The sequence below is a fragment of the Halorubrum sp. DM2 genome (assembly GCF_901686465.1).
Classification (GTDB): Archaea; Halobacteriota; Halobacteria; order Halobacteriales; family Haloferacaceae; genus Halorubrum.
Genome location: NZ_LR594487.1, coordinates 1,544,232 through 1,567,605, shown reverse-complemented (window position 1 = coordinate 1,567,605; position 23,374 = coordinate 1,544,232). Strand labels below are relative to the sequence as shown.

The window sequence follows — 23,374 nt, the reverse complement described above, 5'->3', positions numbered from 1 at the left end:
GGTGCGGGGCGGGAATCGAAGGGGCAGCCGGGAGGCGGACGCAGGCGACGGTAGGACCGCAGCGAGGGAGCGATAGCGACCGAGTGAGGACCGCTCCGAGCGTGCGTCCGCCTCCCGGCTGGGGCTTCGGTGGTGCCCGTGTCGATCTGTGACTTATAAAGAGTTACTGCGTCATATAGCCTCCCGGCTGGGGCTTCGGTGGTCTCCGCGTCGATAATCTATTTATAAACAACTACTCCTCCGTATAATCGAGCGACTAGGATTTTGACGGCGTTTTCTCCGAATCCGCGCTCACCGACTTATAAACCGATCCCCGATAGAACCGCTGTCATCGTCACGCCGATGGTACACGCCCCTCTACGACAACCCCACGCGTCCCGAATTAACACGAACGTCCACCCGAAATGCGGGGTCCGAAACGGTTTTGACCCGGCCTGACGGACGGTCGATATGCCAGCAGATCCCGACACGGGGTACGACCCCTCGATGGGTCGGAAGTTCGTGTTCGTCACGGGCGGTGTGATGTCCGGGCTGGGCAAGGGCATCACCGCCGCCAGCACCGGGCGTCTTCTCGCCAACGCGGGCTTCGACGTCACCGCCGTCAAGGTGGACCCCTACCTCAACGTCGACGCCGGGACGATGAACCCGTACGAACACGGCGAGGTGTACGTCTTAAAGGACGGCGGCGAGGTCGACCTCGATCTGGGCAACTACGAGCGCTTCCTCGGCACCGACATGACGTTCGACCACAACGTCACCACGGGGAAGACGTACCAGCACGTCATCGAGCGCGAGCGCGCCGGCGACTACCTCGGCAAGACCGTCCAGATTATCCCGCACGTCACCGACGACATCAAGCGTCGCATCCGCGAGGCGGCCGAGGGCAGCGACGTGTGTCTCGTCGAGATCGGCGGGACGGTCGGCGACATCGAGTCGATGCCGTTCCTCGAAGCGCTCCGCCAGTTCGCCCACGAGGAGGACGACGAGGACATCCTCTTCACCCACGTCACGCTCGTCCCCTACTCGAAGAACGGCGAACAGAAGACGAAACCGACCCAACACTCCGTGAAGGAACTGCGTTCGATCGGGCTTCAGCCGGACATCCTCGTCGGTCGCGCCGAGGACCGGTTAGAGCCGGAGACGAAGGAGAAGATCGCCCTGTTCTGTGACGTGCCCACCGACGCCGTCTTCTCGAACCCGGACGTCGAGGACATCTATCACGTCCCCCTGATGGTCGAAGACGAGGGGTTAGACGAGTACGTGATGGAGCGGCTCGGACTCGCCGACGAGGCGCTCCCGAAGGCGGAGCGGTCGACCGAGTGGCGGGACCTGGTCACCCGCGACCGCGACAAAGAGATCGACGTGGCGCTCGTGGGTAAGTACGCCCTCGAAGACGCGTACATGTCCATTCACGAGGCGCTGAAACACGCTGGTATCCACACCGAGACGGAGGTCAACGTGCTGTGGGTCGACGCCGACGAGACGACGGACCGCCACGAGGAGCGGCTCGCGTCCGCCGACGCCGTCGTCGTCCCCGGCGGGTTCGGCTCCCGCGGGACGGACGGGAAGATCGAGGCGGTCCGGTACGCCCGCGAGAACGACGTGCCCTTCCTCGGGCTCTGCTTAGGCTTCCAGATGGCGGTCGTCGAACACGCGCGCAACGTCCTCGGACTGGACGGCGCTCACTCCGCCGAGATCGACCCCGACACGCCCCACCCCGTCATCGACCTGCTCCCCGACCAGTACGAGACGGAGGACATGGGCGGGACGATGCGGCTCGGCGCTCACGAGACCGACATTCGGGCCGACACGCTCGCGGCGCGGGTGTACGACGCCGACTCCTGTACCGAGCGCCACCGCCACCGCTACGAGGTGAACCCCGAGTACATCGAGGCGCTGGAGGCGGACGGACTCGTCTTCTCCGGCCGCGCCGACAACCGGATGGAGATCTTAGAGCGCCCCGACCACCCGTTCTTCTTCGGGACGCAGGCGCACCCCGAGTTCCGGTCGCGCCCGGATCGTGCGAGCCCGCCGTTCGTCTCGCTCGTCGAGGCGGCGCTGGAATCGACGGACACAACCGAGCGGAACGCGGACGTGAGGCTATAGATGGTCGAGACGGAGGAATTCATCGCGGAGGCGAAAGCGGAGATCCGGGAGGCGATCGGCGACGCGAACGCCGTGATCGCCCTCTCCGGCGGCGTCGACTCCTCGGTCGCAGCGACGCTCGCGTACGAGGCGGTCGGCGACCAGCTCACCCCCGTCTACGTCGACACGGGGCTAATGCGCAAGGGCGAGACCGAGGAGATCCGCGAGACGTTCTCCTTCATGGAATCGCTCCGGGTGATCGAGGCGCAAGAGCGGTTCTTCGACCGCCTCGACGGCGTCACCGACCCGGAGGAGAAGCGGCACGTCATCGGCGAGGGGTTCATCGACGAGTTCGAGACGGTCGCCCGCAACGTCGGTGCCGACTACCTCGTTCAGGGGACGATCTACCCCGACCGCATCGAGTCCGAGGGGAACATCAAATCGCACCACAACGTCGGCGGGCTCCCCGACGTCGTCGACTTCGAGGGGATCGTCGAACCGGTGCGCGACCTCTACAAGGACGAGGTCCGCGAGGTCGCTCGCGCGCTCGGCCTCGAAGAAGTCATCTCCGAGCGGATGCCGTTCCCCGGTCCCGGGCTCGCCGTCCGGATCGTCGGCGAGGTGACGCCGGAGAAGGCCGAAGTCGCCCGCGAGGCGACGCACGTCGTCGAGGAGGAACTCGAGGAGTACGACCCGTGGCAGGCGTTCGCCGCGGTCCTCGGGAAGGCGACGGGCGTCAAGGGCGACAACCGCGTCCACGGCTGGGTCGTCGCCGTCCGCTCCGTCGAGAGCCGCGACGGGATGACCGCCCGCGCACAGGAGCTGGACTGGAGCACGCTCCAGCGGATCCAGAGCCGGATCACCGGCGAGAATGAGGATGTCGCGCGCGTCGTCTACGACGTGACCCACAAGCCGCCCGCGACGATCGAGTACGAGTGATGACGGACCAGATAATCGCCGTCGTCGCCGGCCCGGACGAGCGCGGTCTCGGCGAGGAGCTGGCGGCGCTGGGCGTCGCGATCGCCCGCATCGACGGGCTGGTCACGGCGGAAAAGCTCGAAGCCGCCGGGATCGCCGACGCCGACCTGTTCGTCCTCACGGACGTCGAGGAGGCGACCGGAATCCCGATCGCGAAGGAGCTGAACCCCGACGTCCGGATCGTGACGTACGCGAGCCGGTCGCTGCCGGAGTTCGTCGCGACCGTCGCCGACCTCGCGGTCGACCCCGACCTGCTGGGTCCCGAGACGGTGGCCGAGGAACTGCTGGCGGACGACGAGACGGAAGACGGCGAGCCGAGCGAGGACGAGACGGACGACGGCGAGCCGAGCGACGACGAATCGAACCAGTGAGCGAGTCGACCTCGACCGACGGCGGGGAGGGCGACGCCGACGACGGCGCGGACGCGACCGTTCCGGTCACCCTCTACACCCGCGAGGACTGTTCGCTCTGTGTCGTCGCCCGCGAGACGATCGAGTCGGTCGCCGCCGACCTCGACGGCGTCGCGGTCGACCTCGACGAGGTCGACGTCGACACTGATCCCGAACTGGCCGAGGAGTACGGCGAGCGCGTCCCGTACGTGCTGGTCGACGGCCACCCGGCGTTCAAATACGAGGTCGACGAGCGCGACCTGCGCTTGAAGCTGCTCGCGGCGACCTGACTTCGAAAAAACCGCGACTGACCCCGACGACCGCGACTCCCCCGCTACTTCTCGACCGTCTCCGCACCCGGCGCGTTCGCCTTCACTCTCGTCACGGCCTCGACGGCGTTCGACCGGGAGGCGTACCCCTCGCCGGAGTCGGAGAGGACGTTGCCGTTGCGGTGGCGGAGCCGCCAGCGCCACTCCTCGGCGGCGTCCTCGTAGATCTCGAAGGCCGCACTGCCGGCCGCGAGCGCGGTCGCGTCGGGCGCGTACTCGCTCACGCGTTCGATCGCGTCCGTCGCGTTGGACTTGGAGGCGTACCCCTCGCCGGAGTCGGCGATGAGGTTCCCGTTGTCGTGGACGAGCCGCCAGCGCCACTTGCCGCCCCTGTCCTCGTAGGCCTCGAACGTCGCCTTGCTCTCGCCGTCGCCCGCCCGCCCCTCGGCGTCCTCGTCGTCGGGGAACGCGAGGCCCGCGCCGCCGGCGTTCGACCTGACGCTGTCGAGCCCCTGCTGGGCCTTCTGCCGGGAGGCGTATCCCTCGCCGGAGTCGGCGAGGACGTTGCCGTTCTCGTGGACGAGCCGCCAGCGGTACTCGCCGGCCGCGTCGCGGAACACCTCGAACGCCGCGGGGTCGATCCGGAGGTAGTCCGCGGCCGCGACGTGGTCGCGCAGCTTCGCGAGCGCGCGCTTCGCGTTGGACTTGGAGGCGTACCCCTCGCCGGAGTCGCCGACGACGTTGCCGTTGTCGTGGCGGAGCCGGAAGCGCCACTCGTCGGCGCTGTCGGCGTACAGCTCGAAGGTCGCCTGACTCTCCGGCGCGGCGTCCTCGTCCGGGATGGCGACGTCCGGCTCCGCGGCGTCTTCCGGCTCCGGGCCGTCGTCGTCGGCGACCGCCTCGGCCTCCGCGACCGGCGTCTCGATCCGGAGGAGACCCGCGCCGAGCGCGTTCCGCCGCACGCTGTGGAGTCCCTGCTGGGCCTTCCCGCGGCTGCTGTACCCCTGTCCGGCGGTCGCGATGACGTTGCCGTTGCGGTGGCGGAGCCGCCAGCGCGGCTTGCCACCGGCGTCCTCGAACAGCTCGAACCGGGCCTTGCTCTCGCGTAACGCCGCGGTCTCCGCTCGGACCGATCCGAGCGCCGACTCGGTCTCCGACAGCTTCTCCGTGGTCGCGGCGAGTTCGGACTCGGCCGCGTCCAGTTCCCCTCGGGTTTCGTCCAGTTCCTCTCGGGTCGCGTCCAGCTCCGCGCTCGTCTCGTCGCGCTCGGCCGTCGCGCTCGCGGTCTCGCTCCGCATCCGCTCGTAGTCCTCGTAGACGGGGTCGGAGAGCAGCGGGACGACCGTTCCCGCCAGTCCGATGAGCCCCAGTCCGAGGCCGTACAGCACGATCACGGTCGAATCGCCGGAGGAGGTGGACCAGCCCTCCGGGAAGATGCTCACGAACCAGACGACGCCGAGAACGCTGACCGCCGTGCCGAGGTACCCGAGAGTGGTGCCCGCCTTCCGCAGCGGGAATCGGATCACCGCCCCGAGCATCACGAATATCGGTGCCAACGCCGCCAGCGCGTACCCGATTCCCCGGGTCGTCGTCGCAGCCTCGGTGAAGAAGAACAGCACGACGCCGGCCAGTCCGAGCAACACGCCGAACCCGAACAGCCAGTAGCCGTTCACCTCGTCGTTCGTCGTCGGCGTGCCGATGCGGCGCTCGTACAGTCCGCCGGACGGTTTTGATTCGTTGTCACTTGCCATGCGCGAGTGAACTCCGGCAGTCCTGTTATACTTGTCGGGCGTCCGGGACGTGTGCGACGAGCGCGGACTACCGCGACCCGAGCGTTTACCCGTCGAACGGTCCCTGTTGGGACGTATGTACGTGTTCGAAGGCGGTCGCGTGGCGGACGCGGACGGGACTCGTGAGGCGGACGTCGCGGTCGCGGACGGCGAGGTCGTCGCGGTCGGCGACCCGGAAACGGTCGCGGAGGCGATCGACGACGGGTCGGACGCGGACCTCACGCGGATCGACGCGAGCGGCCGGGTGGTCGCGCCCGGGCTGATCGACGCCCACGTCCACGTGATGATGGACGGACGCCCGGACGTCGCGACCGCGGTCTCCGACAGCGACTACACGGCGAGCTACCGGACCGCGAGCAATCTGGCGGCGGCGGTCGAGGCCGGCGTCACGACCGTCCGTGACCTCGGGAGCCGGGGGACGCTCGCGCTCGACGCCGGCGAGGCGGTCGTCGCCGGCGACATCCCCGGGCCGCGCGTGCTCGCGTGCGGCCGCAACGTGATCATGACCGGCGGCCACGGCAACTGGTTCGGGCGCGAGGCCGACGGTCCCGCGGAGGTGCGGAAGGCGGCCCGCGAGCAGCTGAAGGCGGGCGCTGACGTGCTCAAGTGTATGGCCACCGGCGGCGTCCTCACCGAGGGCGCGGTGACGGGCGCACCGGAACTCACACCCGAGGAACTCGCGGCGTTCACCGACGCGGCCGCCCCCACGAACACCCCGACCGCGGCCCACGCCCACGGCGAGGAGGGGATCAAGAACGCGGTCGAGGCCGGCATCTCCAGCGTCGAACACGGGACGTTCATGGACCGGGAGGCGGCCGAGATGATGGCCGAGCGCGGCACCTACTGGGTGCCGACCGCGAGCGCGCTCCGCGGCATCGTCGAGAACGGCGTCGAGGCCGGCATCCCCGAAGACGCCGTCGCGAAGGCCGAGGACGCCGCGGACCGCTTCGACGACGCCTGGGACCACGCGCTGGAGGCCGGCGTCCCCATCGCGATGGGGACCGACGCGGGCACGCCGTTCAACTTCTTCGGTGACATTCCCGAGGAGATGGCGCACATGGTCGAGTACGGTCTCGCCCCCGACGCGGCCCTCGAAGCCGCCACCGTCAACGCCGCCGACCTGCTCGGACTCGACGACGTGGGGCGCGTCGCCGAGGGATATCGGGCGGATCTGGTCGTCCTCGGTTCCGACCCCAACGCCGACGCCGAGGCGTGGCGGGACCCCGACGCGGTGTTCGCGCGCGGCGAGCGCGTAGAATAGTGGATCCGGTTCCGTTGGGGATCTTATAAGAGATCCAGTGGCGTCGCAGTCGGGCGTTTATACCTGAACGACGATTCTGCGGTGAACGCTTTGGAAGGACCAGCCGCTCTTCTGTCAAAAGCTAGTTGCGGTGCGGTGACCGCCCCAACGTCTCGGCGATTCTGTCGCGCATCGTTGTCACTGGACTGACGGAGAATACCACCGAAGCCCCAGCCGCTCGGCTGTACGATGTAATGGGTTCTTATAAACGACCGATTGGCACGAACACCACCGAAGCCCCAGTCGCGAGGCGGGCGCACGCTCGCTGCGCGCCTCACTCGGTCGCTCACTGCGTTCGCTCCCTCGTTGCGGTGCTTCCATCGTCATCAGAACGCCCTGCGTTCTGATTGGCTCACGAGAGCTTCGCTCTCGTGAACGCCTGCGCCCGCCTCGCGACTGCCCCTTCGAGTCCCACCCGACCGCAACCGCCCCGCACCTCACACCTCCCCAGCCTCGTCGGTCGGCCTCCGCGTCGCTCCGGCCGACTGACTCCCTCGCGGGCGGTTCGCGGCCGCCGGTGGCGGCCGCTCACCGGCGCGCCGACCGCACCGCGCGTTCATTTATAAATCATCTCGCTGCCGCCGATCTGTGTCTCCGGCCGCGGAGCGCGACGAACGGTCGCTTTTAATCCGAGCCGACGCAAGGATCGATCGATGACGAGCGCGCAATCCGGGTCGGCGACGCGGCACGCGGACCCGGACGAGAACCCGTACGTCGAGGAGCCGCCGACCGACTTCGACGCGGTCGACGACCTCTCACCCGAGGCGGCCGCCGAGCAGGCCGAACTGCTCCGGGCCGCGGTCCGCGAGCACGACCACCGGTACTACGTCGAGGCCGACCCCCTAATCGCCGACGAGGCGTACGACGCGCTGTTCGCCCGGCTGCGGGAACTCGAAGACGCCTTCGACCTGCCGACGGAGGACTCCCCGACTCGGCGGGTCGGCGGCGAACCGCTCGACGCGCTGGAGACGGTCGAACACGTCGCGCCGATGCTGTCCATCGACAACGCGACCGAGGCGGCGGCGGTCCGCGAGTTCGACGAACGCGTCCGGGAGAGCCTCGCCGCCGCCGAGTCGGCCGATCTCGCCGGATCCGATCCCGCGGACCTCGCGTACGTCTGCGAGCCGAAGTTCGACGGGCTCTCGGTCGAGGTGATATACGAGGACGGCGAGTACGTCCGCGCGGCGACCCGCGGCGACGGCCGAGAGGGCGACGACGTCACCGAGCAGGTGCGCACGATCCCTTCCGTCCCCGGCCGTCTGCGCGGCGACGACCACCCCGACCGGCTCGCGGTCCGCGGCGAGGTGTACATGCCCCGCGACGCGTTCGAGGCGTACAACGAGCGACTGATCGAGCGCGGCGAGGAGCCGTTCGCGAACCCCCGGAACGCCGCGGCCGGCACGCTCCGCCAGCTCGACCCCGCGGTCGTCGCCGAGCGCCCCCTCGACGTCTTCTTCTTCGACGTGCTGGCGTGGGAGTCGGGCGACGACGGCCCGGACGCTCCCGAGCGCTCCGTCGCCTCCCGCCGCCCCGACCGCCACCGAGACGTCCTCGACCGCTTCGAGTCGTTCGGGCTCCGCCGAAACGACCGCGTCGCCGTCGTCGACGACGTCGAGGCCGCGATCGACTACCGCGACGAGATCCTCGCCGCCCGCGACGACCTGAACTACGCGGTCGACGGCGTCGTGATCAAAGTCGACGCGCTCGCCCACCGCGAGGCGCTCGGGACCACGTCGCGCGCGCCGCGCTGGGCGTTCGCCTACAAGTTCCCCCCGCGGACCGCGACGACGACCGTCGAGGGGGTGACGGTTCAGGTGGGTCGCACCGGGCGGCTCACGCCCGTCGCCGAACTCGACCCCGTCGACGTCGGCGGCGTCACCGTCTCGCGCGCGACACTCCACAACCCCGCGGAGATCGAGGCGCTCGGCGTGAACGTCGGCGATCGCGTCCGGATCTATCGCGCCGGAGACGTGATCCCGTACGTCCCCGAGGTCGTCGAGAAGCGCTCCGAGGGGACCTACGCGTTCCCCGACGCCTGCCCCGTCTGCGGGGCCGAAGTCGAGCGCGACGGCCCGCTCGCCTTCTGTACCGGCGGGCTCGGCTGCCCGGCGCAGCTGGAGCGCGCGGTCGAACACTGGGCGCGCCGCGACGCGCTCGACGTGGAGGGGCTCGGTCCGGAGCGGGTCGAACAGCTCCGCGAGGCCGGCCTCGTGGAGTCGCTGCCGGATCTGTACGACCTGACCGTCGAGGACCTGACCGCACTGGAGGGGTGGGCCGAGACGAGTGCCGAGAACCTGATCGCCGAACTCGACGCGACTCGGAACCCGCCGCTCGACGACTTCCTCGCGGGGCTCGGGGTCCCGGACGTGGGTGCGACGACCGCGCGGGCGATCGCGGCCCACTTCGGGACGCTCGACGCCCTCCTCGACGCCGACGAGGACGCGCTCCGCGAGGTCGACGACGTCGGCCCGGAGGTGGCCGAGTCGATCCGGACCTTCTTCGATCGCGACGAGAACCGCGCCGCGATCGAGGGGCTCCGCGAGCGCGGCGTCGACCCCGAGCCGTTCGAGACCGCCGACGGCGACGCCTTAGACGGGCTCACGTTCGTGTTCACCGGGTCGCTGTCGGTCCCGCGGAGCGAGGCGCAGGCGCACGTCGAGGCGCACGGCGCGAACGCCACGTCGAGCGTCTCCGGCAACACCGACTACCTCGTCGCGGGCGAGAGCCCCGGCCGATCGAAGCGCGACGACGCCGACGCCGAGGACGTGCCCGTCCTCGACGAGGACGCGTTCGCCGATCTGCTCGACGACCGCGGCGTCGCGTGGCCGCCGAGCGACGACGGGTGATATCGCTCCCCCGTCGGCTCTCCCTCCGACGACCGCACGTTCCGACCCACAACCCTTTATCCCGTACCGCCGGAACCGGAAGGCATGACCGCGATCGAACTGCGCGGCGTTCGGAAGGAGTTCGCCGACGTCACGGCCGTTCGCGACCTCGATCTCACCGTCGACGACGGTGAGGTGTACGGGTTCCTCGGGCCGAACGGCGCGGGCAAGTCGACGACGATCGACATGCTCCTCGACCTCGTGCGCCCGACCGCGGGAACGGTCCGCGTCCTCGGCGCGGACGTCGCGACGGACGGGGTCGAGATCCGTCGGAAGACGGGCGTGCTCCCGGACGGCTTCTCTGTGTACGACCGCCTCTCCGGCCGGCGACACGTCGAGTTCGCCGTCGAGTCGAAGGAAGTGGACGACGACCCGGACGCGCTGCTCGACCGGGTGGGTCTCGCCGGCGACGGCGACCGACCGGCCGGGGAGTACTCGAAGGGGATGCGCCAGCGGCTCGCCCTGGCGATGGCACTCGTCGGCGACCCCGACCTGCTGATCCTCGACGAGCCCTCCTCCGGTCTCGACCCGGCCGGCGCGAAGGAGATGCGCGAGATCGTTCGCACCGAGGCCGACCGCGGCGCGACCGTCTTCTTCTCCTCGCACCTCCTCGAACAGGTCGACGCCGTCTGCGACCGGGTCGGAATCCTGCGCGACGGCGAACTGGTCGCCGAGGACTCCGTCGAGGGACTGCGCGAGGCGGTCGGCGGCGAGGAGACGCTCGAAGTCGCGGCCGCGGGCGCGGACGATGAGGCGGTCGCGGCGGTCCGCGCGGTCGCCGGCGTCTCCGGCGTCACCCGCGACGGCGACGAACTGGTGGTGAACTGCGCCAGCGACGCGAAGACCGACGTGATCGCCGCCCTCGAAGACGCGGGCGTCGCGGTCGCCGACTTCCACACCCGAGAGGCGTCCTTAGAGGACCTCTTCCTGGCGTACACGGAGGGAGACGCTGCGGAGCGCGACACCGACGCCTCCGACTCGACTCGGCCTGACGACGAGACCGCGGCCGAGGAGGTGGACTCATGAGCCTCCCCGCCGTCGCCCGCAAAGACCTTCGGGAGACGGTTCAGTCGCGCGGGATGATCGCGCTCATCGCGCTGTTCTCGCTGCTCGTCTCGGTGCTCGCGTTCATCGTTCGTCCCACGGGACAGAACGAGCAGTTCGCCACGGAGGCGCTGTTGAGTTTCTTCGTCGGCCCGGTCCTCGTGACGTACCTCGTCCCGCTGGTCGGCGTCGTCGTCGGCTACGGCGCAGTCAGCGGCGAGCGCGAGTCGGGGTCGCTGAAACTGCTCCTGTCGCTCCCGCACTCGCGGGCCGACGTGGTGTTCGGGAAGGTCGTCGGTCGCGGGGCGGCGCTCGCGCTCGCGGTGTTCGCCGGCTTCCTGCTGCCGGCGGCCGTGCTGATCGTCGTGCCGGTCACGTTCAACGCCGGCGCGTTCCTCGGGTACACCGTGTTCGCGGCCGCGCTCGGCGTCGTGTTCGTCTCCATCTCGGTCGGCTGTTCGGCCGCCTCGTCGACCCAGTTGCGCGCGCTCATCGGTAGCATCGGCGTCTACGTGCTGTTCGTCCTCCTGTGGAGCGTGCTCACCGGCCGGCTCGTCGGAGCCGTCCCCGGTTCCGTCATCAACGCGCTCCCGCTGTCGGCGACGCAGATACGCGTGTTCCTTCAGGTCTCGAACCCCACGAGCGCGGTCGAGGTGCTGTCGAACGCGTTCCTCGGCGGACAGCTGTTCAGCGGCCAGCAGGCGAACCGGCAGCTCTCGGCGGCCGCGATGCTGGTCTTCTGGACCGTCGCCCCGCCGCTCGCCGGACTCCTGAAGTTCGACGCGGACGACCTCTGAGCGGCCGCGACTCGGCCGCGACGCCGCTCGCAGTCATTCCTGTGACTCACTTCGTTCGTCCCAGAAATGGGCTCGGGCGGGTTCGAACCACGGTCGCTCCCGTTCGCTCGCTCCGCTCGCTCACCTCCCGCTCCCTGATTCGAACCCGCCCTCAGACACGCACGTTCCTGCGGCTCGCGATATTGCTCGCCGCAGGAAGTGGGCTCGGGCGGGTTCGAACCGGAGAAAGACGGTCGTCTCGCTTCGCTCGACGCTGCGTCTCTCAGGGCTTGAAACGCCCTCGGAGTCATTTCTGTGACTCACTTCGTTCGTCCCAGAAATGGGCTCGGGCGGGTTCGAACCTCACTCACTCCACTCGCTGCGCTCGCTCCGTTCCCTGCTTCGAACCCGCCGCCATACCTGCGGCTCACCGTTCGGTTCGCCACAGGTATGGGCTCGGGCGGGTTCGAACCGCCGATCTCAGCCTTGTAAAGGCCGCGTCATAACCAGCTAGACCACGAGCCCTCACCGGAACAACCCCCTGAGAGCGGAAAACGATTTCCTTCCGCGCCGCGAACCCCCGCCGTGAACCGCCGCCTCATCGGGGTCGCAGGCGTCCTCGCGTGCGTCGTCCTCGTCGGCGTCGCCGTCGCCGCGACGAACCCGACGCTCCTGATCGCCGGCTACGACACCGCCACGGTCGGGGCCGTCGACGGTGACACCGGCGAGTCGCTCGCGACCGTCGACGCCCGCGTCGCCGACGGCGTCGTGAAGCAGTACGTCGGGCTCTCCGCGACCCCGGACCTCTCCGAAGGCGAGGGGATGCTGTTCGTCCACGGCGAGGAGGCGGAGCGCGCCTACGTGATGCGCGACATGGCCTTCCCGATCGACATCGTCTTCGCGGACGCGAACGGGACCGTCACGCGGATCCACGAGGCCGAACCCGAGCCGCGGCCGTACACGCGCTACGAGGGGACCGGCCGCTACGTCCTCGAAGTGCCGCGCGGGTGGAGCGACCGTCACGGCGTCGACCCGGGCGATCGGCTGGTGATCGACCGGGCGTGAGACCGCCGTCCGATCCGGAGTAAAGCCGCCGTTCGACCCGGAGTAAAGCCGCCGTCTGACCCGACGCGACCACCCGACGAAACCGCTTTCAGCGTCGCAACCGTCGCCTCGACCATGACCGGACTCGCTCGCCGGATCGCGTGGAACCTCCGCCACCGCTGGCGGCGGGTGTTCGCCCTCTGTGTCGTCGGTTCCGGCGTCGCCGCCCCGATCCTCTCCGGCCTCTGGTGGACCCTCCCACTCGTGTGGTTCTTCGGCCTCGTCATCGCGCTCCCGGTCCTCCACACGCTGGTGAAGCCGATCCCGGACGACGACGCGGACGACTCCGAGAACGCCACCGGCGACCCCGCGCTCGACGCCCTCCGCGAGCGGTACGCCAACGGCGAGATCGACGAGCGCGAGTTCGAGCGGAAACTCGACCGCCTGCTGGAGACCGAGGACGCCGAGACGGTCGATCCGGGGGACGGCGACGTCGCTGACAGGGTGCGTGAGGGGCTTCGCCGCGAAGTGGAACGGATACGCGAGTGAAGCGTCCCGTCCGGGCCGCTTCCGATACTCGATCGGTGCGCCGCGTCGGCCGTTAGTCGTCTATCTCTCGGTTGTGGACCGCTTCGCCGGAGTTCCCGTCGAAGAGGTGGATCGTCTCTTCCGGGATCTCGATCGTGATCTCGTCGCCGGCCGCGACCTGCTGGAGACCGTCGACGGTGGCGATGAACGTCTGGTCCTCCGGCGCGTCCTCGAACCGGAGGTACACGGTGTTCTCGTCGCCCATCGGTTCGACGACGTCGACGACCGTCGAGAACGTGTGCTCGCCCTCGGCGTCGCCGGCAAGCGAGATGTCCTCGGGGCGGACCCCGAGGGTGAGGTCGGTCACGTCGCCGATGTCGTCGAGCGTCGACTCCGAGAGCGGGTAGTCGAACAGGGGGCTGACGAGCGTCTCGCCGTCCCGCTGAACGTCGAAGAAGTTCATCGACGGGTCCCCGATGAACCCGGCGACGAACTGGTTCGCCGGCTCGTGGTAACACTCCAGCGGGGTCGCCACCTGCTGGAGTTCGCCGGCGTCTAGGATCGCGATCCGGTCGCCCATCGTCATCGCCTCCGTCTGGTCGTGCGTGACGTACATCGTCGTCACGTCGAGGTCGTCCTGAAGCCGCTGGAGCTCCGTCCGCATCTCCGACCGGAGCTTCGCGTCGAGGTTGCTGAGCGGCTCGTCCATCAGGAACACCTCCGGGTCGCGGACGATCGCCCGCCCGAGCGCGACCCGCTGGCGCTGTCCGCCGGAGAGGTCGGACGGCTTCCGGTCTAACAGTTCGGCGATGCCCATCGTCTCCGTGGCGTCGGTGACGCGCTCGTCGATCTCGCCGTCGGAGAGGTCCGTCGACTCTTCTAAGCCGAACGCCATGTTCTCCCGAACCGTCATGTGGGGGTACAGCGCGTACGACTGGAACACCATCGCGATGTCCCGGTGTTGCGGCTTCACGTCGTTGATGATCTTGCCGGCGAGCCGGATATCCCCGCTGGAGATCGTCTCTAACCCCGCCACCATCCGGAGCGTCGTCGACTTGCCACAGCCCGAGGGACCGACGACGACGAGGAACTCGCCGTCGCGCATCTCGATGTCGACGTCGTCGACGGCGACGATCTCACCGTCGCCGTCGGGGAACACCTTAGTCACGCCGTCGAGTTCGAGCGTTCCCATGCTATCGCCCCCGTGGAACGGCGCGGCGGTTCGAGATCGATGCGTGCGGTCGGGTACGTGGTTGCTGTCGAATCATGGATTGCTGCTGGCGAGAGGCGGCGATCACGTCGCCACCCCCTCGGCGAACTCCTCGCCGAACGCGATGTACACCGCGAGCGTCGGCAGGGCGGCGATGAACGCGCCCGCCATTCGGAGCGCGAAGTCCTGCCCTTCGAGCGACGTTCCCAGCCCGGCCAGGATCAACACGATCGGCGCGGCCGCGCTGGACTCCGTCTGGACCAACACGAGCGTGAACAGGAGGTCGTTCCAGATCTGAGTGAACTGATAGATCAGGACCACCGCGAACATCGGTCCCGAGAGCGGGAGGACGATCCGGCGGTAGATGCGGCGAATGGACGCGCCGTCCAGCCGCGCCGCCTCGATCATCTCCTCGTTCATGTTCTTGTAGTACGACCTGAACAGGACGGTACAGATCGGCAGTCCGTAGGCCACGTGAGTGATGATAAGCTCGACGATCCCCGTGTAGTCGTCGTTGATCCCGAGCCCCCACAGGAAGCTCAGCGACTCCTCAAGCGGGATCATCGACCAGAACTGCGAGAGCGGCACGAGCACCGCCTGGTACGGGATGAATACCCCGGCGACGAACAGCGCGAGGATCGGCGCTTTGTACCTCGGCTTCCAATTTGACTGCGTGAGCCCGTAGGCCGCGAAGCTCCCGAGCAGCGCCGAGATGACGGTCGCGGGGATCGCGTACAGCGCGCTGTTGATCAGTCCCCGGCCGAGCGCGTCGAACGCGGCCTGCCACTTCTCGAGGGTGAACGTACTCCCCGTCGGCGGCGTGAACGGAAGCGACCCGCTGACGCCGCTAGGGGTCTTAAACGAGGTGACGAGGCCCGATTCGATCGGGATCAGGAAAAACGTCAGCATCCCGAGCAGGCCGAGATACAGCATGGCCCGGTACCCGTCGATCCCGGAGAACACCCCCGCGGACGCTCCTGGGTCCGCTTTCGATACCGCTCCTCCGTCGGTTCGTGTGTCGTCGTTCATAGGTTCCCTCGATTGTACTGGTAGTAGAGGTACGGACCGACGATACCGAGCGTCATCAGGAACAGGGTGATAGCGATCGCCGACGCGTACGCCCAGTTCAGGTTCGCGTACGCCTCACGGACCATCTTGGTCGCGAGGATGTCGGCCCCGTTCGGTGGCCGGTAGCCGCCGACCAGCGAGTACAGGAAGTCGAACGCCTTCAGCGCGAACACCATCAGGACGACCGACGCGCTGATCGTCGACCCCTTCAGCTGGGGGATGATCACGCGCCAGTACATCCGGATCGTCGACGCGCCGTCGACCTTCGCCGCCTCGTAGTGTTCGTTCGGGATGGCCCGCAGGCCCGCGAGGTACACGACCATCGCGTACCCCGCGAACTGCCACATCAACGCGAACATCACCGCCCAGAGGACGATGTCCGGGTTCCCGATCCAGTCGACCCGGCCGAGCCCGAGCGACGTGATGACGATGTTGATGACGCCGTTGTTAAAGTTGAACATCCACGCCCAGAACTGCGCGGTGACGACGAACGAGAGGCTCATCGGCAGCAGGTAGATCGTCCGGAAGGTGTTCTCGAATCGAATATTCCGGTCGACCAGAATCGCCAACCCGAGCCCGAGCGCGAGCGTCACCAAGGTGAACCCGACGAGGAGGACGAAGGTGTTGACCGCGGCGTCGACGAAGCCGCTCTCCGACAGCGCGCGGCCGTACATTTCGAGGTCCAAGTCGCCGTATCTCGGGTTCCCAAAGCCGGTGAAGTCCGTTAGCGATATCAGGAAGTTCCAGATGATCGCCCCGTAGACGAACAGTCCCACCAGCAGGAACGGCGGGAGCCAGAACTGCGACGACCCGACGAAGTCGCTGCCGAAGCGGTCGTTCAACGCGGTGATCGGACTGAATCCCGAGCCCTTCCGGTCCTCGGCGACGCCGCCGTCCGTGACTGCGTCGCCACTGTCGTCACCGGTGTCAGTGTTCCGTGTCATATGGTTCGTCGTGTGCCGAAACCGCCGAAATCCGGTCGCATCGTGGACCGGAGTTAGTTGGAGACCGCGTCGACGAAGCCTTCGGTGGCGGCGTCGACGTTGTACGGTCCGGAGAACTCGCTGGAGATCACGTCGTTCAGCGCCGTCATGGTCTCCGAGGGGACGCCCAGCCCGTGCTGGAGGTTCGGGGGACGCTCCTCCGCGTTGGCGAAGTCCTCCTGCGTCTCCTGGAGGTACGGGCCGAACTCGCTCATGTCGACGTCGGTTCGCGTCGGGATCGAGCCCTTATACTGGTTGAACGCGACCTGCGCCGCCTCGCTGCCGACGAACGCCATGAACTGGTCCGTCGTGTCCGGCGTCGGGTTGTCGGACGGGTAGAGGAACGAGTCGAAGTGGAGCATGTACATGCCCTCCGAGCCGGGATACGTCTTGAAGCCCCAGTCCTCGTCGTAGTTGAAGTCCTCGGCGTTCCGGTAGGCACCGGCCGCCCAGTTCCCCTGATGGATGAACGCCGCGTTGCCCTCGATGATGTTCTGGTTGGACTCCGTGAGTCCGATCGAGGACGCGTCGTCGTTGATGTAGTTCTCGAGGATCTCCGCGAGCGACTCGAAGGTCGCGCTGACCGCGGCCTCGTCGGGGCTCCCGTCGAGGAAGTTCATGTACGCCTCGTACCCCTCCTGACCGAGCATCGTCGAGGAGAACAGCTGGGTCGTCGTCCAGGTGCCGCTCGCGCCGTGGGTCATCGGAATCGCGTCCGTCTCGTTCTGGACCGTCTCCAGCGCGTCGATGAACGCGGACACGCTCGTCAGCGAGTCGGGGTCGACGCCCGCCTCTTCGACGACCGAGGTGTTGTAGAACAGGCAGTTCAGTCGGTGCGAGCCGAGCGGGACCGCGCGGTACGCGCCGTTTCGCTGGTGGAGATCGACGGCCTCCTGAACCATCACGTCCTCGAAGCCTTCCTCCTCCCAGACGCTACCGACGTCGCCCAGGACGCCGTCGTAGCGCTGGAGGTTCGGGCCGGGCCAGCCGGCAAACGCGCTCGGCGGCTCGTTGTTCTGGAGCCGGTTCGCGACGACCGCGTCGAGGTTCTGGTTGCCGCCGCCCCCGATCGGATTGAACTCGTGTTCGATGTCGGGATACTCCTCCTCGAAGGCCTCCACGAGCGCTTCCGCAGCCGTCGCGCCGTCGCCGCCGGTCCACGCGTGAAGGAACCTCAAGCGCACCTTCTCCCCCGTCGCCTCCGTCGCCGCCGCCGGAACAGCCGGCGAGACCCGCGAGGGTTGCCGCCCCAGTCGCTCCGACGAAGTGTCGCCGCGATAACCGCTTGTCTTGGTCTGTCATGGTACTTCACGGTAGACAATGGACGATTGGCATATATACTTACTCATTACTCTAGAACAATTTCTAAAACGCCGTCGACCGCCATGAATCGGTTGTATTCCTCCGGTTTCCGTTTTCGGACGCGCCGGGACTGCGGGGGCATCGACGCCGGATCGAGAGAGATACCGACGCCGGATCGAGAGAGATACCGACGCCGGATCGAGAGAGATACCGACGCCGGATCGAGAGAGATACCGACGCCGGATCGAGAGAGATACCGACGCCGGATCGAGAAAGATACCGATGCCGGACCGACGGGCATACTACGGTCCGGCGGATGGGCACACCCATGCGCCCCTCGATCGCCGCGGTCTCGTATCCGGTCGCCGGCGACGCCGCGGAGCGGCCGCTCCTCGCCGTCTGGCTGCTCCTCGCGCTGTCGGTCCTCGTCCCGGTCCTTCCGGCGGTGCCGGTCGTCGGTTACCTCGTCCGCGTGTTGGCCGCCAGCGAACGCGGCGACTCCCTCCCGCCGTTCCTCGCCGACGGGCGGACGCTTCTCCGCCGGTCGCTCGGCGGACTGGTCGTCTGTCTGGCGTTCCTCGGCGTCCCGTTTGCCGCGCTCCTCGTGACCCTCTACGGTGTCATCACGCTTGAACCCGGCGCGGACGCGCCGGTCGTCGTGATCCTCGCCGGCTCGACCGCCGTCCTGTTCATGGGGATCATCGGGCTCTATCTGGTCCCGATCTCACTGACGACCTACGGCCGGCAGGGATCGCTCCGACGGGCGTTTTCCACCGACTCGCTCCGGCCGGTAGCCGGCCACGCCGCCTACTTCTTCGGGTGGACGCTCGGGTTCACCGCGCTCGTCGTCACGGTCGGCGTCGGCGGCGCGCTGTTCACGCTCTCTCGGATCGGACCGCTCGCCGGCACCTTCGTCCTCGCCTACGGGCTCCTCGTGACCGCGTACCTCTGGGGGCGGGCCGTCGAGCGCGCGAGACGGCGGTGAGGGGCCGCCGTGACCGACCGATTCTTGACCGCGCGGTCCCGAGGTACCGGTAATGCAGGGACCGCTGTGGATAGACACGCACGCGCCGGACCTCGACGAGATCCGGCAGGACGAGGCCCGCGACCGCCTGCGTCGGGCCGTCGACGAGCCGATGAACCTCGTCGTTCAGGGACCGCCGGGGGTCGGGAAGACGGCGGCGGCACGGGCGCTCGCCGACGCCTCCCACGCCGACCCCGAGGCCGATCTGATCGAGATCAACGTCGCCGACTTCTTCGGTCGGACCAAAAAGGAGATCCGGACCGACCCGCGGTTCGAGGGGTTCCTCGAAGGCCGGAGCCGCATGGCGAAACGCGACATGATAAACCGCGTGCTGAAGGAGTCCGCGTCGTACGCGCCGATGTCCGGCGAGTACAAGACGGTCCTATTGGACAACGCGGAGGCGATCCGCGAGGACTTCCAGCAGGCGTTGCGCCGCGTGATGGAGAAACACCACCGGACCACGCAGTTCGTGATCGCCACCCGCCAGCCCTCGAAGCTCATCGCGCCGATCCGGTCGCGCTGCTTCCCGGTCCGCGTCCGCTCGCCGACGACCGACGAGACGATCGACGTCCTCGAAACGATCTGCGACCGCGAGGGCGTCGACCACGACGGCGACGGGCTGGAGTTCGTCGCCAGCGCGGCCGGCGGCGACCTCCGCGAGGCGATCCTCTCCGCGCAGGCGACCGCGGTCGAGGGCGACGAGATCACGATGTCGACGGCCTACGAGACGCTCGGTGAGGTCGGCGACGACGACGCGCTCCGCGAGGCGCTCGCCGACGCCCGTAACGGCGACCTGAAGGACGCGCGGTCGACGCTGGACGACCTCCTCGACGAGGGCTACGACGGGCAGGAACTGCTCCGCGAGACCCTCCGGGTCGCCCGCGCCGGCTCCGAGTACGGCGGCGACGACCTCGCGCGGCTCCACGCGCTCGCCGGCGAGGCCGACCTCGACCTCTCCGACGGCCTCGACGACACGACCCACCTCGTCCACCTGCTCGCGGCGTGGGCCGCGGGACGGACCCGGCTCTCGCCCGCGCTGCGGGACGCGGAGGTCGCGCCGTGACCCGGACCCCCCCGCTCTCCCGACTCCTCCCGTTTCCCGTGGTCGACGCCGCGTGGAACCTCGCGCTCGTCCCGGCGCTCGCGGGCGCGGTCGCGCTCCCGTTCCTCCCGCCGGTCGGGGTCGCGCTCGTCGCGCTCGCGGTCGGAATCCTCTGGTTCCACCGCGACCCGGAGCGCGACCCGCCGAAGGGCGACGAGACCGTCCTCGCCCCGGCCGACGGCACCGTCTCCGTGGTGCGCGAGGAGGGGTCGCGGCTCCGCGTCGGCGTGTTCATGAACGTCACCGACGTCCACGTCAACCGCGCGCCGCTCGCGGGCGAGGTCCGCGAGGTCCGCCACCGCCCCGGCGCGAACCGCCCGGCGTTCGACAAGGAGTCGGACCGCAACGAGCAGGTCGCGGTCGACTTCGGCGAGTACGAACTGCTCGTCATCGCGGGCTGGTTCGCCCGCCGGATTCACCCCTCCGTCGAGCCGGGCGACCGCGTCGAGCGCGGCGACCGCGTCGGCCACGTCTCGTTCGGCTCCCGCGCGGACGTGGTGTTGCCCGTCGACGTGACCCGCGACGACCTGTTGGTCGCCGAGGGCGACAGCGTGCGCGCGGGCGAGACGATCATCGCGGAGCGGCCGGGCGAGCCGTAGGCGACTCTCGACGTGGGTCTCGTGCGACCGAAATCCCCAGTTCGGGTATACGCTTTTGTTTCGCGGCGACGACATCTCACGTGTATGCCCGAAGAGACCATTCACGAGGAGAAGCGGTCGCGGACTCGACAGGCACTGGCCACCTACTTCCGACGTATCGCCCGGGCGTTCGGCCGGGGGGATCCCGTCCCGGTCGACGACGCCGGCACGGTGACGGTCGATCCGACCGCCGAGTCCGACGTCGAAGTCGAACTCGAACGCGAGGACGGGACGGTCCACTTCGAGGTGGAGATGGAGTTCGAGGAGTCCGAGACCGAGGTCGACGAGAACGCGGCCGCGAGCAAGGCGAGCTTCGAGCTGTACGCGGACAACGCCGACCAGCACCGGTGGCGGCTCCGCCACGACAACGGGAACATCATCGCCGACGGCAGCGAGGGGTACGTCGACAAGCGCGACGCCGAGTCCGGAATCGAGAGCGTCCAGCGAAACGCGCCGGGCGCGCACGTCGTCGACATCTCGCGCGACGAGGAAGCGCCCGACGAGGGCGGTAGCGACGCGACCTTCGAACTGTACGCGGACGACGCCGACCAGTTCCGCTGGCGGCTCCGCCACGACAACGGGAACATCATCGCCGACGGCGGGCAGGGGTACGCCTCCAAGCAGAAGGCGAAACAGGGGCTCCGGAGCGTGAAGACGAACGCGCCCGGCGCGGCGGTCGAGGAGACCGACGAGTAACTCTCTGGCTCGCGACGAGCCGGTCGACGGACCACCGGCCGGCCGCGGACCGCACCGCTTATTCGCCGGCCCTCACTACCTCTCGCCGACATGGACGCGCTCGACGCCAAGTACCCGTTCTTCGCGAGCGCCCGCGAGGCGGTCGCGGCAGCCGCGGTGTCGCTGCCGGAGCTCGTCGCGGCCGACGCCCCCGCTGTCGAGCGCGCGCGAGAGCGGGTCGAACGCGCCCTCCTCGAAGGGACGGTCGCCTCCGAGAGCGGCGCGTTCCCGGGCGAGTCCGCGTACGACACGCAGGCGGAGCTGCTCTCGTACCCCATCGCGCGGATCCTCGTCTCCCTGCTCGACTCCGACCCCGCCATCGAGAAGTACGCCGCCGCGGAGGCCGCGACCGCGATGGACCGGGTCCGTCGCGACCTCGACACCGACGACGAGCTGCGATCGGTGTCGTCCGCGACGGTCGCGCTCGACGACCTGCTCGCCGAGTTCGACCTCGCGGACGCCGTGCGCCCCGACGAGAGCTCCCCGGCCGGAGCCGGTCGCGGAGCCGCGAGCGGGGCGGCGGCCGGCGGGAACGGTCCCGGCCGCGACCCGAGCCACTACCGGATCGACGTCGGTCCGTACCTCCGGCTCACCTCGCCCGACTGGGGGGACTCGTGGCGGCTCGTCAACCGGGCGCTCGCCGACGGCGCGGTGCGCGTCTCCCGCGACGAGCTGCTCGCGGCGCTGGAGGCGGCCGTCGAGGAGCGCGTCGCCGAGGGTCTCCCCTTCGAGTTAGCGGCCGATGAGGGGATCGGTGAGGCGCTCGAATCGCGCGTCGCCGACCTCAGGCAGCTGCTCTCCGAGCGTACCTACGCGGAGCCGCCCGACGTCGTCGCGCCCGACCTGTTCCCGCCGTGTATGACCAACCTCATCGAGAAGGCCGAGCGCGACGCCGCGCTCTCGTCGGCCGAGTCGTTCGCGCTGATGGCCTTCCTCGTCGGCATCGGGATGACGCCCGACGAGGTCGTCGCCTTCTGTGCGGACACCAGCCTCGACGCTGAGGGGATCCGCTACCAGACCGAGTACCTGACGGATGACCGGGGCACCCAGTACCCGCCGCCGACCTGCGAGACGCTCGCGAACTACGGGATCTGTCACAACGAGGACGACCACATGCAGGTCGCGGCCGATCCGCTCTCGTACTACGAGAAACGGGTGGCCGCGGCCGACGAGGTGACCGACTGGCGGGCCGGTCGGGAGCCGGACGAAGCGAGCGAGGCGTGAGTTTGACGCGCCGCTGCGGCCGCTAATACCGGAGAAACGGGACGAACCGCCTAGGACTCGTCGTCCGCGCGCATCAGATACGTTCCGACGCCGGCCATCAGGAGGACGAACCCGGCCAGAAGCGCCACGAGCGCGAGCGCGCCCGCTTCCGGGAGGACGGTCGATCCGCCGAAGGTGACCCCGATGCCGACCAGTCCGACGATGAACACCGCGGCCGCCGCCAGCGAAACGGTGATCTGCCGACGGAGTTCCGCGTCGATTTCCATGGCTGCGGCTTCCCGTCGCCGCTAAAAAAGGACTTCGATGGGCACTCCGGCCGTCCCCTCACTTCGCTAGGTGCGTGATGTCTCGCCGCAGGCTGTACCCGCGCGGAACGCCGACGATCCCCAGACACTCGTCGCAAAGCACTCGCTCGTAGTCTCGGTTGGTCTCTTTCTCCAACAGGGAGACGTCCGCGAGCGGAAACACCGACTCGCACCGATCGCACTCCGCCTTGTCGCCGTCGACGATCTTCATCGCTTCCCCGTTTCCGAGATCGACACATAAACTCGCGGACGGCGTTATCACTCGGGATAGCGAGATCCGATAAAAAATCGGACGGTCGGTCGACCCGGTCGGGGTCCGAGCGGTCCTCCGGCGTCAGCCGAAGAGCTCGCCGAGACCCTCGCCGCCGTCGCCTTCCTCTTCGTCGTCGTCCGCCTCGTCGGCGGCCTCGGCCTCTTCGTCGTCGTCATCGTCGTCGTCGGCCTCGTCGGCGGACGCGTCGGCGTCCGCGGAACCACCGGCGGACGCGCCGGCGGCGGGTGCCGCGGCGGCCGTCTCGATGGCCTCCTCGATGTCGACGTCCTCCAGCGCGGCGACGAGCGCCTTGACGCGGGACTCCTCGACGTCGACGCCGGCGGCTTCCAGCACGCCGGTGACGTTGTCTTCGTTGATCTCTGCTCCAGTCTCGTTCAGGATGAGCGCAGCGTAAACGTATTCCATTGGTGTGTACCTCGTG

Annotated in this window: 22 protein-coding genes, 1 tRNA gene and 1 pseudogene; 15 read left to right on the top strand and 9 right to left on the bottom strand. The window is 68.8% G+C overall.

The genetic code is table 11. The features are described from left to right. Positions 1 to 450 precede the first annotated feature (450 nt). The 4 genes from QOL69_RS08055 to QOL69_RS08040 are packed head-to-tail and all read left to right on the top strand — an operon-like array spanning position 451 to position 3,742. On the top strand, positions 451 to 2,106 hold the full coding sequence (locus QOL69_RS08055; protein WP_283402765.1) for a CTP synthase: 1,656 nt from the start codon (positions 451 to 453) through the stop codon (positions 2,104 to 2,106). Further along, on the top strand, positions 2,107 to 3,024 hold the full coding sequence (guaA, locus tag QOL69_RS08050) for a glutamine-hydrolyzing GMP synthase (RefSeq protein ID WP_283402764.1): 918 nt from the start codon (positions 2,107 to 2,109) through the stop codon (positions 3,022 to 3,024). It abuts the gene before it with no gap. Continuing rightward, positions 3,024 to 3,434: a DUF7126 family protein gene (locus QOL69_RS08045; protein ID WP_283402763.1), complete on the top strand. Its 411-nt coding sequence runs from the start codon at positions 3,024 to 3,026 to the stop codon at positions 3,432 to 3,434. The genes guaA and QOL69_RS08045 overlap by 1 nt, the downstream gene beginning before the upstream one ends. Then, a complete protein-coding gene (locus QOL69_RS08040) occupies positions 3,431 to 3,742 on the top strand; it encodes a glutaredoxin family protein (RefSeq protein WP_048078437.1) in 312 nt (103 codons plus the stop codon). Before QOL69_RS08045 ends, QOL69_RS08040 begins: the two co-directional genes overlap by 4 nt. A 44-nt stretch (positions 3,743 to 3,786) precedes the next feature. Here QOL69_RS08040 and QOL69_RS08035 read toward each other — a convergent pair whose 3' ends face one another. After that, positions 3,787 to 5,472: an HVO_2922 family protein gene (locus QOL69_RS08035; protein ID WP_283402762.1), complete on the bottom strand. Its 1,686-nt coding sequence runs from the start codon at positions 5,470 to 5,472 to the stop codon at positions 3,787 to 3,789. 115 nt (positions 5,473 to 5,587) lie between these two features. On the opposite strand from QOL69_RS08035, the gene QOL69_RS08030 reads away from it, so the two are divergent. From QOL69_RS08030 to QOL69_RS08015, 4 genes are all read left to right on the top strand, one after another. Continuing rightward, positions 5,588 to 6,772, top strand: coding sequence for a metal-dependent hydrolase family protein (locus QOL69_RS08030; RefSeq protein WP_283402761.1), 1,185 nt, complete (start codon positions 5,588 to 5,590; stop codon positions 6,770 to 6,772). Between the two features lie 692 nt (positions 6,773 to 7,464). Beyond that, on the top strand, positions 7,465 to 9,657 hold the full coding sequence (gene ligA, locus QOL69_RS08025) for an NAD-dependent DNA ligase LigA (protein ID WP_283402760.1): 2,193 nt from the start codon (positions 7,465 to 7,467) through the stop codon (positions 9,655 to 9,657). Positions 9,658 to 9,741: 84 nt separating this feature from the next. After that, positions 9,742 to 10,722, top strand: a complete 981-nt coding sequence (locus QOL69_RS08020) for an ABC transporter ATP-binding protein (RefSeq protein ID WP_283402759.1) — start codon at positions 9,742 to 9,744, stop codon at positions 10,720 to 10,722. Next, the gene (locus tag QOL69_RS08015) at positions 10,719 to 11,537 is read left to right on the top strand and encodes an ABC transporter permease (protein WP_283402758.1); all 819 of its coding nucleotides are present in this window, start codon (positions 10,719 to 10,721) and stop codon (positions 11,535 to 11,537) included. The genes QOL69_RS08020 and QOL69_RS08015 overlap by 4 nt, the downstream gene beginning before the upstream one ends. A 430-nt stretch (positions 11,538 to 11,967) precedes the next feature. Here QOL69_RS08015 and QOL69_RS08010 read toward each other — a convergent pair. Then, positions 11,968 to 12,041, bottom strand: a tRNA-Val gene (locus tag QOL69_RS08010). A 60-nt stretch (positions 12,042 to 12,101) separates the two neighbouring features. Between QOL69_RS08010 and QOL69_RS08005 the strand changes: the two genes are divergently transcribed. Further along, a complete protein-coding gene (locus QOL69_RS08005) occupies positions 12,102 to 12,581 on the top strand; it encodes a DUF192 domain-containing protein (protein WP_283402757.1) in 480 nt (159 codons plus the stop codon). A gap of 114 nt (positions 12,582 to 12,695) precedes the next feature. Then, entirely contained in the window at positions 12,696 to 13,109 is a 414-nt protein-coding gene (locus tag QOL69_RS08000) for an SHOCT domain-containing protein (protein ID WP_283402756.1), read from the top strand. 52 nt (positions 13,110 to 13,161) lie between these two features. Here the strand turns inward: QOL69_RS08000 and ugpC are convergent, their stop codons facing one another. From ugpC to QOL69_RS07980, 4 genes and pseudogenes are all read right to left on the bottom strand, one after another. Next, positions 13,162 to 14,280: an ABC transporter ATP-binding protein gene (gene ugpC, locus QOL69_RS07995; RefSeq protein WP_048077882.1), complete on the bottom strand. Its 1,119-nt coding sequence runs from the start codon at positions 14,278 to 14,280 to the stop codon at positions 13,162 to 13,164. Positions 14,281 to 14,382: 102 nt separating this feature from the next. Next, complete coding sequence (locus tag QOL69_RS07990; RefSeq protein ID WP_283402755.1) at positions 14,383 to 15,327, bottom strand: carbohydrate ABC transporter permease; 945 nt, start codon at positions 15,325 to 15,327, stop codon at positions 14,383 to 14,385. Continuing rightward, complete coding sequence (locus QOL69_RS07985) at positions 15,324 to 16,310, bottom strand: carbohydrate ABC transporter permease (RefSeq protein ID WP_048077884.1); 987 nt, start codon at positions 16,308 to 16,310, stop codon at positions 15,324 to 15,326. Before QOL69_RS07985 ends, QOL69_RS07990 begins: the two co-directional genes overlap by 4 nt. Before the next feature lie 53 nt (positions 16,311 to 16,363). Beyond that, positions 16,364 to 17,651: pseudogene (locus QOL69_RS07980) on the bottom strand (ABC transporter substrate-binding protein). 328 nt (positions 17,652 to 17,979) lie between these two features. Between QOL69_RS07980 and QOL69_RS07975 the strand changes: the two are divergent. The 5 genes from QOL69_RS07975 to QOL69_RS07955 all read left to right on the top strand — a co-directional run bounded on the left by QOL69_RS07975 (position 17,980) and on the right by QOL69_RS07955 (position 22,374). Next, a complete protein-coding gene (locus QOL69_RS07975) occupies positions 17,980 to 18,636 on the top strand; it encodes a DUF4013 domain-containing protein (RefSeq protein ID WP_048077886.1) in 657 nt (218 codons plus the stop codon). A 52-nt stretch (positions 18,637 to 18,688) separates the two neighbouring features. Beyond that, the gene (locus tag QOL69_RS07970) at positions 18,689 to 19,738 is read left to right on the top strand and encodes an AAA family ATPase (protein ID WP_283402754.1); all 1,050 of its coding nucleotides are present in this window, start codon (positions 18,689 to 18,691) and stop codon (positions 19,736 to 19,738) included. Beyond that, entirely contained in the window at positions 19,735 to 20,376 is a 642-nt protein-coding gene (locus QOL69_RS07965; protein WP_283402753.1) for a protein sorting system archaetidylserine decarboxylase, read from the top strand. Before QOL69_RS07970 ends, QOL69_RS07965 begins: the two co-directional genes overlap by 4 nt. An 84-nt stretch (positions 20,377 to 20,460) precedes the next feature. Then, positions 20,461 to 21,111 carry an HVO_2922 family protein gene (locus QOL69_RS07960; RefSeq protein ID WP_283402752.1) on the top strand — a complete coding sequence of 217 codons (651 nt, stop codon included), beginning with the start codon at positions 20,461 to 20,463 and terminating at the stop codon, positions 21,109 to 21,111. 90 nt (positions 21,112 to 21,201) lie between these two features. Beyond that, on the top strand, positions 21,202 to 22,374 hold the full coding sequence (locus tag QOL69_RS07955) for a DNA primase (RefSeq protein ID WP_283402751.1): 1,173 nt from the start codon (positions 21,202 to 21,204) through the stop codon (positions 22,372 to 22,374). A 50-nt stretch (positions 22,375 to 22,424) separates the two neighbouring features. On the opposite strand, the gene QOL69_RS07950 is transcribed toward QOL69_RS07955, so the two are convergent. From QOL69_RS07950 to rpl12p, 3 genes are all read right to left on the bottom strand, one after another. Continuing rightward, a complete protein-coding gene (locus QOL69_RS07950; protein ID WP_048077890.1) occupies positions 22,425 to 22,640 on the bottom strand; it encodes a DUF7472 family protein in 216 nt (71 codons plus the stop codon). Between the two features lie 58 nt (positions 22,641 to 22,698). Next, a complete protein-coding gene (locus QOL69_RS07945) occupies positions 22,699 to 22,890 on the bottom strand; it encodes a hypothetical protein (RefSeq protein WP_283402750.1) in 192 nt (63 codons plus the stop codon). Between the two features lie 123 nt (positions 22,891 to 23,013). After that, on the bottom strand, positions 23,014 to 23,358 hold the full coding sequence (gene rpl12p / locus QOL69_RS07940) for a 50S ribosomal protein P1 (protein ID WP_283402749.1): 345 nt from the start codon (positions 23,356 to 23,358) through the stop codon (positions 23,014 to 23,016). Positions 23,359 to 23,374 lie beyond the last annotated feature (16 nt).